At 68.3% G+C, this 13155-nt stretch carries 7 protein-coding genes; 6 read left to right on the top strand and 1 reads right to left on the bottom strand.

The window, feature by feature from the left end; genetic code table 11:
• Nucleotides 1-71 precede the first annotated feature (71 nt).
• From TU34_RS07550 to TU34_RS07535, 4 genes are all read left to right on the top strand, one after another.
• Nucleotides 72-1145: a glutathione S-transferase family protein gene (locus TU34_RS07550; RefSeq protein WP_045822182.1), complete on the top strand. Its 1074-nt coding sequence runs from the start codon at nucleotides 72-74 to the stop codon at nucleotides 1143-1145.
• A gap of 47 nt (nucleotides 1146-1192) precedes the next feature.
• Entirely contained in the window at nucleotides 1193-1933 is a 741-nt protein-coding gene (locus TU34_RS07545; RefSeq protein WP_045822302.1) for a hypothetical protein, read from the top strand.
• Complete coding sequence (locus tag TU34_RS07540; protein WP_045822181.1) at nucleotides 1930-5817, top strand: ABC transporter ATP-binding protein; 3888 nt, start codon at nucleotides 1930-1932, stop codon at nucleotides 5815-5817. Before TU34_RS07545 ends, TU34_RS07540 begins: the two co-directional genes overlap by 4 nt.
• 349 nt (nucleotides 5818-6166) lie before the next feature.
• Nucleotides 6167-10021 carry a multifunctional oxoglutarate decarboxylase/oxoglutarate dehydrogenase thiamine pyrophosphate-binding subunit/dihydrolipoyllysine-residue succinyltransferase subunit gene (locus TU34_RS07535; RefSeq protein WP_045822301.1) on the top strand — a complete coding sequence of 1285 codons (3855 nt, stop codon included), beginning with the start codon at nucleotides 6167-6169 and terminating at the stop codon, nucleotides 10019-10021.
• Between the two features lie 100 nt (nucleotides 10022-10121).
• Here the strand turns inward: TU34_RS07535 and TU34_RS07530 are convergent, their stop codons facing one another.
• Nucleotides 10122-10742, bottom strand: coding sequence for a TetR/AcrR family transcriptional regulator (locus TU34_RS07530; RefSeq protein WP_238981206.1), 621 nt, complete (start codon nucleotides 10740-10742; stop codon nucleotides 10122-10124).
• A 49-nt stretch (nucleotides 10743-10791) separates the two neighbouring features.
• Between TU34_RS07530 and TU34_RS07525 the strand changes: the two genes are divergently transcribed.
• Entirely contained in the window at nucleotides 10792-12312 is a 1521-nt protein-coding gene (locus tag TU34_RS07525; protein ID WP_045822180.1) for a flavin-containing monooxygenase, read from the top strand.
• Nucleotides 12313-12326: 14 nt separating this feature from the next.
• Entirely contained in the window at nucleotides 12327-13154 is an 828-nt protein-coding gene (locus tag TU34_RS07520; RefSeq protein ID WP_045822179.1) for an SDR family NAD(P)-dependent oxidoreductase, read from the top strand.
• The last annotated feature ends 1 nt before the right edge of the window (nucleotide 13155 follow it).

The raw sequence follows: 13155 nt of genomic DNA, 5'->3' as shown, positions 1-13155 counted from the left end.
CGATCATCTCCACGGCAACCGTGTCCGTCGATCCGCCGACGTGTCAGCGGGAGCCGCTAACCTGGGAATCGATGAGCACACAGGAGTCAGACGCCAGCGGCAACAGCACGTGGACCACGCCCGGCAAGTACGTCGAGCCGGGTTCGGACTTCGTCCGCGACACCAACTACATCGAGACCCGCATCACCCGCGACGGGTCCGATGGCTACCCGGTCGAGCCGGGCCGCTATCGGCTGGTCGTGGCGCGGGCCTGCCCGTGGGCCAACCGCACGATCATCGTCCGCCGGCTGCTGGGGCTGGAGGACGCGATCTCCATGGGGTTGTGCGGCCCCACGCACGACGCCGACAGCTGGACCTTCGACCTCGATCCCGGCGGCGTCGACCCGGTGCTGCAGATCCCGCGGATCAAGGACGCCTACCTCGCCCGCTTCCCCGACTACGAGAAGGGCATCACCGTCCCGGCGATGGTCGACGTCCCCACCGGACAGGTCGTGACGAACAACTTCCCGCAGATCACCATCGACTTCTCGACGGAGTGGACCGAGTACCACCGCGACGGCGCCCCCGCGCTGTATCCCGAGCACCTGCGGGCGGAGATCGACGAGGTGAACCACGGCGTGTTCACCGAGATCAACAACGGTGTGTACCGATGCGGGTTCGCCGGCAGTCAGCAGTCCTACGAGCGCGCCTACGCCCGTCTCTTCACCCACCTCGACGTGATCAGCGAACGCCTGTCCCGCCAGCGATACCTGGTGGGCGACACCATCACCGAGGCCGACGTCCGCCTGTTCACGACGCTGGCCCGCTTCGATCCCGTCTACCACGGACACTTCAAGTGCAACCGGTCGAAGCTGTCGGAGATGCCGGTCCTGTGGGCCTACGCACGCGATCTGTACCAGACCCCGGGTTTCGGTGACACCACCGATTTCACCCAGATCAAGCAGCACTATTACATGGTCCACACCGACATCAACCCGACCGGGATCGTCCCGCAGGGACCGGATCTGAGCGGATGGAACACCCCGCATCACCGCGAGGAGCTCGGCGGCCGCCCGTTCGGCGACGGCACCCCACCTCCCCCGCCGCCCGCGGCCGAGCAGGTCTCCCCGCGTGATGCCGCGCCGGTCGCCGCGGACCCGCTGTGATCTGGAACCGCTCGCACGGCGACGACGCGGGCGCGCAGTCGGCGGCGGTGGCCAAGCAGGAGGGCAGTTCCGGCACGATCGTCTCGATCATCGATCGGGCACAGCGCCTGCAGTCGCCGGCCGTCGCGGCCTACGTGCGTCGTATGCGGTCGGCACATCCCGCCGACACCCCCGCACAGATCATCGAGCGGCTCGAGAAGCGCTACCTCACGACGGTGATGTCCTCCGGTGGCGCCGCGGGCGCCACGGCCGCCGTACCCGGCGTGGGCACCATCGCCTCCATCGCTGCGATCGGTGGTGAGTCCGCGTTCTTCGTCGAGGCGTCGGCGCTGTTGGCGTTGGCCGTGGCCGAGGTGCACGGGATCCCGATCGACCACGCCGAACGGCGCAAGACCCTCGTCCTCGCCGTGGTCCTCGGCGAGGAGGGCGTCCTTGCGCTCGGGAAGGCCCTGGGCTCCAAGCGCAATCCGCTGAAGAGCATGGCCGGCGGCGCGATCCCGACGCCCGCGCTGAACAACCTCAACAAGGCGCTCATGAAACGGATCATCAAGAAGTACGCCGCGCGTCGGGCACCGTTGATGATCGGCAAGATGTTGCCCGCCGGGGTGGGCGCCGCCATCGGCGGTGCGGGCAACCGTGCCCTCGGCAAACGCATCATCGCCAACGCCACCGAGGCATTCGGTCCGCCGCCGCCCGCCTGGACGATCGAGGGCACCGTCGTCGATCCGATCTCGGCCCTGCCAGGGCCCGACGACGAGAAGGGCCCCGCGAACACCGGCCGTCGGTGAGATCGGGCTGGGTCGCGCGTCTGGCGCGCGAATGTCTGCACAACCGCACCCTGGTGACCGTGACCCTCACGGTCACCGTCATCGGTGTCGCCATCGACCTCGGTGTCCCGCTGATCGCGAAGGCGGCCATCGACACCGCGACGCGCACGGCGTCGCACGGGTTCTCCATCGACACCCTCGCGGTGATGCTCGCGATCGCCGGCGTCGTCCGGTTCGGTTCGGCGTATCTACGGCGCCTGACCGCCGGACGGCTGTCGCTCAACGTGCAGAACACACTGCGCCTGTCCCTGCTGCGGACCCTCCTGCGTCTCGACGGCACGGCACAGGACCAGATCGTCACCGGTCAGGTGGTGTCGCGCTCGATCTCCGATCTGCAACTGGTGCAGGGACTGCTCGCCATGGTGCCGTTGTCGATCGGAGCGCTCCTACAGGTCGTCCTGGCCTTCGGCATCATGGCCTACCTGTCGCCGCTGCTGACCGTCGTCGCCCTGCTGGTGATCCCGGCCATCGCGGTCGTCGCGTTCCGCACCCGTAAGGCCCTGTTCGCCGCGACCTGGTCGGCCCAGCAGTCGGCCGCCGACGTCGCCCAGCACGTCGAGGAGACCGTCACCGGGGTGCGCGTGGTGAAGGGCTTCGGCCAGGAAGACCGCTCGGTGGACGAGTTGGTCGGCCACGGTCGGCGGTTGTTCGCCCAGCGGATGCGGGCCGCGCGGATCAACTCCCGCTTCACCCCGACGATGAACGCGATCCCCCAGATCGCCCTCGTCGCGGTGATCGCTCTCGGCGGCTACCTCACCGCCCGCGGCGACATCACCGTCGGCACGTTCCTGGCCTTCGCCACCTACATCACCACGATGACCGGGCTCGCCCGGTTGCTGACGAACCTCATCGTGTCGGCGCAACTCGCGCGCGCCGCCGTCGAGCGCGTCTACGACGTCATCGACCACCCGACCGACCCCGCGCTGGCGAACACCGGGCGGCTGTCCCCCGGGCCCGTCGGACTGCACGCTCACGACCTGCGGTTCACGTTCCCCGACGGGACCCCGCTGTTCTCCGGGGTCGACCTCGACATCGCGGCGGGCGAGTGCGTCGCCGTCGTCGGTCCGCCGGGCAGCGGCAAGTCCACGCTGGCCGCGCTGATCGGGGGGATCTACCGTCCCGACTCGGGCGACCTCGACCTCACCGTCTCGGCCGTCGGCGCCGACGCCGGGACGGGACGCACCCGCCACCCGCTCGCCGATCTCGCCCCCGACAGCGCGCGGGAACACGTCGGGATCGTGTTCGACGAACCGTTCCTCTACTCCGACACGATCGCCGCCAACATCGGTCTCGGGCCGGGCTCGGATCGCGACCACGGCGAGGACGGCCGCGACGGATCGGTCCGCGCCCGTATCGAGGCCGCCGCGCGGCGCGCGGCGGCCCACGACTTCATCGCCGCGCTGCCCGACGGCTACGACACCGTCGTGGGCGAACGGGGGCTGACGCTCTCGGGTGGACAACGCCAGCGGATCGCCCTGGCCCGAGCCTTCTTCGCAGATCCCCCGCTGCTGGTGCTCGACGACGCCACCTCCGCCGTCGACGCCACCACCGAGGCGGCGATCCTCGGGTCCCTGCGCTCGACCGACGACCGGACACTGGTGCTCGTCGCCCACCGCCCGTCGACGCTCACCGTCGCCGACCGTGTCGTCGTCCTCGACGAGGGCCGTGTGATCGATTCCGGGACGCCGGCGGAGCTCGACGAGCGGTGCCCGCTGTTCCGTGCGCTGATGTCGCCGGCCGCGCCGGTGGTCGCGCACACCGACGAGGTACAGCCGACCGCTGCGGACGAGCGCGTCGTGGACCCGACCGCGCTGTGGCCCGACGACCCCGAGGTCTCCGCAGACACCGACACCCTCGACCCGGCCGCGCATCAGGCCGGCCTCGGCGCACCCCGGGTCGCCCCGGCCCGGGTGGGACGCCGCGGCGGAGGCGGCGTGTCGGGTGCGTTGGGATCGATGCCGGCGACCCCCGCCCTGCTGCGCGCCGTCGACGCGTTGCCACCCGCCGACGAGGACCCCGACGTCGACGTCGACCGGGCCCGCCGCCACGACCCCTCGTTCTCCCTGCGCGGTCTGTTGCGACCGGTGCGACTCCTCCTCGCGGTGGCGATCGGCGCGATCGCGATCGACACCCTGGTCGGGCTCGCGTTCCCGTCCCTGGCGCGGGTCGGCGTCAACGCCTCGACCGCCGATCATCTCGACAACCTCGTGGTCGCCTCGATCGCCGGACTCGCGCTGGTGGCGATCGGCTGGGTCGCGCTGTCGGTGGTGACGATCACGAGCACCCGTGCCGGCGAACGCATCCTGTTCACGTTGCGGGTCCGGAGCTATGCGCACCTGCAACGCCTCGGTCTCGACTACTACGAGCGCGAGCTCTCCGGCCGCATCATGACGCGGATGACGACCGACATCGACGCGCTGTCGTCGTTCCTGCAGACCGGTCTGTCGACGGCGGTCATCTCGGTGCTGACGATCGTCGGGGTCGCGGTGGCCCTCGTGCTCACCGACCCCACCCTCGGCGCGGTGATGCTGATCGTGTTCCCGCCGCTGATCGTCGCCACCGTCGTGTTCCAGCGCGTGTCGTCACGCGCCTACACCCGGTCGCGGGAACTCGTCAGTGTGGTCAACGCCGACTTCCAGGAGAACGTGTCGGGTCTGCGTACGACGCTGCTCTACCGCAACGCCGAGCGCGCCGACGAGCGCTTCGCCGGACGTGCCGGGGAGTACGTCGCCGCGCGGATGGTGTCGCAGCGGGCGATCTCGCTGTACTTCCCCTTCATCAGCCTGATGTCGGATCTCGCCACCGCCGGGGTCGTCGCGATCGGTGCGCGTCAGGTGCTCGACGGCAGCGCCGGGCCGGGCACCCTCGTCGCCTTCGTGCTGTACCTCGGCATGCTGTTCGCGCCGGTCCAGCAGCTCTCGCAGGTGTTCGACGGTTACCAGCAGGCCGTCGTCGGGCTGCGTCGGATCGGCGACCTCCTGCGGACGCCGAGCAGCGTCATCACGCCCGACGGTGACATGTCGGAGGGGGACAGGTCGGACGGGGACGGCATCGTCGACCGGGAGGACATCGCGCCCCTGCGGTTCGACGGTCACGCCGAACTCGACGCCGTCGGGTTCCGCTACGCGGGTGCCTCGAGCGACGCACTGGGCCGGGTGTCGTTGGACATCCCCGCCGGCACGTCGTTGGCCCTGGTCGGCGAGACGGGCGCGGGCAAGTCGACGATCGTCAAGCTGCTCGCCCGCTTCTACGATCCGACCACCGGATCGGTCCGGATGGACGGCACCGACATCCGCAGCCATCCCCTCGCCGCCTACCGAGCTCGGCTCGGGGTGGTACCGCAGGAGCCGCACCTGTTCACCGGCACGATCGCGTCGAACATCGCCTACGGCCGCCCCGGCGCCTCGCGCGCCGACGTCGTCGCGGCGGCGACCGCCGTCGGTGCCACGCAGATGATCGCCCGCCAGCGCGGCGGCATGCTGCACCGGGTCGGTGAGCGCGGACAGGGACTCTCGGCAGGCCAGCGCCAGCTGATCGCCCTCGCCCGCGCCGAGTTGGTCGATCCCGACCTGTTGCTGCTCGACGAGGCGACCGCCACCCTCGACCAGGCCACCGAGGCCCAGGTCCTCGACGCGAGCCGACGGTTGACCCGTGCCCGCACGTCGGTGATCGTCGCCCACCGCCTCGCCACCGCCGCGCGCGCCGACCGGATCGCCGTGGTGTCGTCGGGCGCGGTCATCGAGCTCGGAACTCATGACGAACTGTTGGCGTTGGACGGGAAGTACCGCGAGCTGTGGGACAACGGGATGGCCACGGTCGACCCCGTGTCGAACGGTCGACACTGACCGTCGAGACCATCGGCCCGTCGACACCGACGTCGGCGCTGCCCGACCGGCCGACAACGACGTCGGCGCCCCCGGTGGACCGTCCGTCACACGCCCGGCCCCACCTCGACGGCCGTGTGACCGACAGTCCACGGAGTCCGTATGCGACGCAGGTGAGCGGGGACTAACCTCGACGTGGCAGGCGTTGTTCCACGGGGCCGTACGCGTTCGATGGGTTCGCTCCGGACCTCACGCCGAGACGACCGCGGTGCACGACGACGAACAGACGATCAGGGAATAGAGGCGAGATTCTGCCGTGAGCAGTAGTTCGGTTTCAGACTTCGGACAGAACGAGTGGTTGGTCGAGGAGATGTACGAGCGCTTCCGCGCCGATCCCGACTCGGTGGACCGGAGCTGGCACGACTTCCTCGAGACCTACACCCCCAAGGCGGGTGGCGCGAACGGCTCGGCCGCGAAGACCAAGTCCACCAACGGAACCGGCGCCTCGACGGCGTCGGCCGGCGCGCGGTCGTCGTCGTCGATGGAGGCATCGTCGTCACGCTCGTCGAACGGCGTGAGCGAGGCCCCCGCCACGAAGGCCGCGTCGGGTCAGGCGATCGAGAGCCGTGACAGTTCGGCGGGCAGCGACGCGACGCCGCCGCCCACCCGCACCGCACCGGTCGCCAAGACCGTCCCCGTCGAGAAGGCCGTGGCGAAGGCGCCGAACCCCAACAAGGGCACCGGCTCCGGAGCGAAGAGCTCCACGAACGGCAACGGTTCGAGCACGAACGGCACGGCGAAGAAGGCCTCGGCATCGACCGACTCCTCCACCGAGGCCGCGTCGGCCCCGGCCGAGGACACCAGCAAGGTGTTGCGGGGTGCCGCCGCGGCGGTGGCCAAGAACATGGCGTTGTCGCTGCAGATCCCGACCGCGACCAGCGTCCGCGCGATCCCGGCGAAGCTGATGATCGACAACCGCGTCGTGGTCAACAACCACCTCGCGCGCACCCGCGGCGGCAAGATCTCGTTCACCCACATCCTCGGGTACGCGATCGTGCAGGCGGTCAAGGCGTTCCCGAACATGAACCGGCACTTCGCCGAGGTCGACGGCAAGCCGAACGCCGTCTCCCCCGCCCACATCAACCTCGGTCTCGCCATCGACCTGCCCGGCAAGGACGGCAGCCGGTCCCTCGTCGTCGCGGCCATCAAGAACACCGAGCGGATGAAGTTCGGCGAGTTCCACGCCGCGTACGAGGACATCGTGCGTCGCGCGCGCGACGGCAAGCTCACCGCCGACGATTTCGCCGGTGTCACCATCTCGCTGACCAACCCCGGCACCATCGGCACGGTGCACTCGGTGCCGCGACTGATGAAGGGTCAGGGCGCGATCATCGGTGCGGGTGCGATGGAGTACCCGGCCGAGTTCCAGGGCGCCAGCGACGAGCGGATCGCCGAGATGGGCGTCGGCAAGCTGATGACGCTGACCTCGACCTACGACCACCGCATCATCCAGGGCGCGGAGTCGGGCGATTTCCTGCGCACCATCCACAACCTGCTCCTCGACGACGCGTTCTTCGACGAGATCTTCACCGCGTTCCACATCCCCTACGAGCCGATCCGCTGGCGCAAGGACATCGCGTCGCCGTCGGTCGACAAGAACGCCCGTGTGCTCGAACTGATCGCCGCGTACCGCAACCGCGGTCACCTCATGGCCGACATCGATCCCCTGATGATCGACTCCGACGCACGCGCGGCGCACCCCGATCTCAACGTGCTGACCTACGACCTGACGCTGTGGGATCTCGACCGCGACTTCAAGGTCGGCGGATTCCACGGCCAGGACACGATGAAGCTGCGCGACATCCTGTCGGTGCTCCGCGACGCCTACTGCCGCCACGTCGGCGTGGAGTACACCCACATCCTCGAGCCCGAGCAGCAGCAGTGGTTGCAGGAGCGCGTGGAGATCAAGCACTCCAAACCGCCTGTGGGCGAACAGAAGTACATCCTGAGCAAGCTCAACGCCGCCGAGGCGTTCGAGACGTTCCTGCAGACCAAGTACGTCGGGCAGAAGCGCTTCTCACTGGAGGGCGCCGAGACGGTCATCCCGATGATGGACGGCGTGATCGACCAGAGCGCCGAACACGGACTCGACGAGGTCGTCGTCGGCATGCCGCACCGCGGTCGCCTCAACGTGCTGGCCAACATCGTCGGCAAGCCCTACTCGAAGATCTTCTCGGAGTTCGAGGGCAACCTGAACCCGTCGCAGGCGCACGGATCGGGCGACGTGAAGTACCACCTCGGCGCGGAGGGCAAGTACTACCAGATGTTCGGCGAGAACGAGATCAACGTCTCGCTCACCGCCAACCCCTCGCACCTCGAGGCGGTCGACCCGGTGCTCGAGGGTCTCGTGCGCGCCAAGCAGGACCTGCTCGACCGCGGCGACGGCGTGTTCTCTGTGCTCCCGCTGATGCTCCACGGCGACGCCGCGTTCGCCGGGCAGGGAGTGGTCGCCGAGACGCTCAACCTGGCCCTGCTCCCGGGCTACCAGACCGGCGGCACCGTCCACATCGTCGTCAACAACCAGGTCGGCTTCACCACCGCGCCGGAGCACTCACGGTCGTCGGAGTACTGCACCGACGTCGCCAAGATGATCGGTGCGCCGATCTTCCACGTCAACGGCGACGACCCCGAGGCGTGTGTGTGGGCGGCCAAGCTCGCCGTGGACTACCGCCAGGAGTTCCACAAGGACGTCGTCATCGACCTTGTCTGCTACCGCCGTCGCGGTCACAACGAGGGCGACGACCCCTCGATGACGCAGCCGGCGATGTACGACGTGATCGACACCAAGCGCGGTGTCCGCAAGAGCTACACCGAGGCGTTGATCGGCCGTGGCGACATCTCCACCAAGGAGGCCGAGGACGCCCTGCGTGACTACCAGGGACAGCTCGAACGGGTCTTCAACGAGGTCAAGGAACTCGAGAAGTACCAGGCGGCGCCCAGCCCGTCGGTCGAGTCCGACCAGACCCTGCCGACGAAGCTGATGACCGGTATCGATCGCGCGACGGTCGAGGCCATCGGCGACGCCTTCGGCAACGTGCCCGAGGGATTCTCGGTCCACCAGCGCGTCAAGCCCGTGCTCACGCGTCGCCAGGAGATGTCCCGCGAGGGGAACATCGACTGGGCGTTCGCCGAGCTGCTCGCGTTCGGTTCGCTGGTCGAAGAGGGACGGCGCGTCCGGCTCTCCGGCCAGGACTCCCGGCGCGGCACGTTCAGCCAGCGGCACTCGGTCATCATCGACCGCAAGACCGGCGAGGAATACACCCCGCTCAACCAGCTGGTGCAGACCGAGGGCGAGAACACCGGCGGTCGGTTCAACGCCTACGACTCGGCGCTGAGCGAGTTCGCCGTCGTCGGTTTCGAGTACGGCTACTCCGTCGGCGACCCCGACTCCCTAGTGCTGTGGGAGGCGCAGTTCGGCGACTTCGTCAACGGCGCGCAGTCGATCATCGACGAGTTCATCTCCTCCGGTGAGGCCAAGTGGGGCCAGCTGTCCGACGTGGTGCTGCTGCTCCCCCACGGCCACGAGGGTCAGGGCCCCGACCACACGTCGGGCCGTATCGAGCGGTTCCTGCAGCTGTGCGCCGAGGGCTCGATGACCGTCGCGCTGCCGTCGACACCGGCGAGCTACTTCCACCTGCTGCGTCGTCACGTGCTCGACGGGATCAGCCGGCCGCTCGTGGTCTTCACCCCGAAGTCGATGCTGCGCAACAAGGCCGCGGTGAGCCCCGTCGAGGACTTCACCGAGGGCAAGTTCAAGTCGGTCATCGACGACCCGTCGATCACCGACCAGAAGGTGCGCGACAAGGTCACCCGCGTGCTGATGGTGAGCGGCAAGCTCTACTACGAGCTCGCCGCGCGCAAGGAGAAGGACGGTCGCGACGACATCGCCATCGTGCGCATCGAGCAGCTCTACCCGATCCCGCACCGTCGGCTCGGTCAGGTCCTCGAGCAGTACCCCGGCGTCCAGGAGTTCTTCTGGGTGCAGGAGGAACCGGCCAACCAGGGACCGTGGCCCTTCTTCGGCCTGCACCTGCCCGAGGTGCTGCCGGAGTACTTCGGCAACCTCAAGCGGGTGTCACGTCGCGCGATGTCCGCACCGTCGTCGGGCTCGAGCAAGGTCCACGCCGTCGAACAGCAGGAGATCATCGACAAGGCATTCGGGTGATGCGTGATCGCCTCCGGCGCTCCGCATCGGCATTCGGGTGATGCGTGATCGCCTCCGGCGCTCCGCATCAGCTTTCGGGTGATCCGACCGACCCGGTGATTCACTCACTCGCTGCCGCTGCGGCCAGCAGCGGCAGCGAGGACGTGATCAGGTCGAGGAGCGCCTCGCGGCGGATGCCGTCGTCGTCGGTCAACCAGGCGACGACGACTTCCTCGACGAAGGCCATCCACCCGTCGACGGCGATACGGATCATCGGTGTCGGGGTGATGTCGAGGGAACCCGCCCGATCGAGGACACGCTGGGCCATCACACGCCGGGTGTCGGTGAAGACCTCCTGCATCGCCGGGTCGGCGCCGACCGCCCCGCGCAGCATGGTCAGGTAGACGTGCCGGTTCGCCGACACGTAGTCGACGAACTCCGACATCGATGCCCGCAGTATCGCGATCGGGTCCCCGAGCGACAGATCCGGTTCGGTGCACTCGAGCATCCGGCGGCTCTGCTCGCGGGCGATCGCGACATGGAAGTCGTGCTTGGACTCGAAGTAGTGGAACAGCAGGGCTCGCGACACCCCGACCGATTCGGCGATGGCGTCGATGGTCAGTTGATCGAGCGGCCGGTCGGACAGCATGGACATCCCGTGGGAGATGAGCTGCTCCCGACGGGCTTCCGGACTCATCCGCGTGCGCTTGGCCTGCGTCATGGCGATCAGTGTACTGAACATGGGTCAATAAGCTATTGACCCGTCGTCAATAGGGTGTACGATCGTTCCTATGAACGATGTCAAGATCGCAATCATCGGTGCGGGCTTCTCCGGCATGGGAGCAGCGATCAAGCTGCACCAGAACGGATTCGAGGATTTTGTCGTCCTCGATCGTGGATCGGACTTCGGCGGCACCTGGCGCGACAACACCTACCCCGGCGCGGCGTGTGACGTCCCGTCGCACCTGTACTCGTACTCCTTCGAGCTCAACCCCGACTGGTCGCGGTCGTTTTCGAAGCAGCCCGAGATCCACGCCTACATCAACCGCGTGGCGAGCAAATACGACCTCGCCCGGCGCACCCGCTTCGGCACCGAGGTGACCGACGCGCGGTGGGACGAGAAGGCCAACCGCTGGATCATCGAGACCAGCCACCCCGAGCACGGCGACATCACCGTCCGCGCGGAGATCCTCATCGGCGCGATCGGCCCGCTGTGCGAGCCACGCCTGCCCGACGTGGCGGGCATCGGCGACTTCGCCGGCGAGATCTTCCACTCCGCACGCTGGAACCACGAGACCGACCTCCGCGGCAAGCGTGTCGCCGTGATCGGGACCGGTGCCTCGGCCATCCAGATCATCCCCGAGCTCGCGCCGAAGATCGGCCACATGGACGTCTACCAGCGCACCGCTCCGTGGGTCCTCCCCCGCGCCGACCGCCACTACACGCGCGTCGAGAACTGGCTGTTCCGCAAGGTTCCCGGCATCCAGCGCCTCTCGCGCAGCGGCATCTACCTGGCCCACGAGCTCGTCTCCTACGGGCTCACCCACCGTCCCGATGTCCTGCGCCCCGCCCACGCCGCGGGCAAGGCCAACATCCGCCGCGGCATCGCCGACCCGGTCAAGCGCGCCAAGGTGACCCCGAAGTTCAAGGTGGGCTGCAAGCGCATCCTGCTGTCGAACACCTACTACCCGGCCCTGGGCCAGGACAACGTCGACGTCGTCACCGACGGGATCGACCACGTCACCCCCACCGGGATCGTCACGAAGGACGGCACCGTGCGCGACGTCGACGCCATCGTCGTCGCCACCGGCTTCCACGTCACCGACTCCCCCGGTTTCGAGCACATCATCGGCAAGGACTCCGAGAGCCTGGCGCAGGTGTGGGCACGCGGCGGCATGAGCGCCTACAAGGGTGCGATGGTGCACGGGTTCCCGAACATGTTCCTGATGGTCGGTCCGGCAACGGGTCTCGGCCACACCTCGATGGTGTTCATGATCGAGTCGCAGCTCAACTACCTGATCGACTTCCTGAAGACCACCGAGCGCAATGCGATAGCACGCACCGAGGTGCGCGCCGCCGACCAGAAGGTCTACAACAAGAACCTCCAGAAGACGCTGTCGACCAGCGTCTGGGAGAACGGCGGCTGCGCGAGCTGGTACAAGGACGAGTTCGGTAACATCACCACCCTCTGGCCCGGGTTCACCTTCAACTTCCGCAAGGCGACCAAGAACTTCGACATCGCCGCCTACGACACCAGCCGTGCGGACACCACGGGCACGTCCGATCGCAGCCCCGCGACGGTCAACTCCTGAGAGGCACCACCATCATGAAGAACTTCGCAGGCAAGGTCGTGGTCGTCACCGGAGCGGCATCGGGCATGGGACGCGAACTGGCGCTCCAGCTCGCCGACAAGGGTGCGCGACTGGCGATCTCGGACATGACCCCGAGTGGGCTCGAGGAGACCGCACGGTTGCTGGAGGCGAAGGGCGCGCAGGTACACTCGCAGCTGCTCAACGTCGCCGAGCGCGAGGCGATGCTCGAATACGCCGACACCGTCCTCGCACACTTCGGCAAGGTCAACGCGATCTTCAACAACGCCGGCATCGCCCACCACGGCGAGGTCGAGCTGACCGAGTTCAAGACCTTCGAGCGGATCATGGACGTCGACTACTGGGGCGTGGTCAACGGCACCAAGGCGTTCCTCCCGCATCTCATCGCCTCCGGCGACGGTCACATCGTCAACACGTCGTCGCTCTTCGGTCTGCTGTCCATCCCCGGCCAGAGCGCCTACAACGCAGCGAAGTTCGCCGTGCGCGGGTTCACCGAGTCGCTGGTGCAGGAGATGCGGCTCGCCGGCTACCCGGTGTCGGTGTCGTGTGTGCACCCCGGTGGCATCAAGACCGCCATCGCCCGCAACGCGACGGTCAACGAGGGCAGCGACATCGCACAGTTCGCCGAACTGTTCGACAAGAAATTGGCGCGGATGACCGCGGCCAAGGCGGCGTCGATCATCATCGCGGGCGCCGAGAAGAACAAGGCCCGCATCCTCGTCGGCGCCGACGCGCAGTTCCTCGACAAACTCGTGCGCGTCCTCGGCCCGAAGTACATGCCGGTGGTGGCCCGTGCGGCCGGCGCGACCCTGAAGCCGCGCTGAC

This window comes from Williamsia herbipolensis (assembly GCF_000964005.1).
GTDB classification, from domain to species: domain Bacteria; phylum Actinomycetota; class Actinomycetes; order Mycobacteriales; family Mycobacteriaceae; genus Williamsia_A; species Williamsia_A herbipolensis.
The sequence above is the reverse complement of the archived record's forward strand: the minus strand, read 5'-3'. Positions and strand labels throughout refer to the sequence as shown.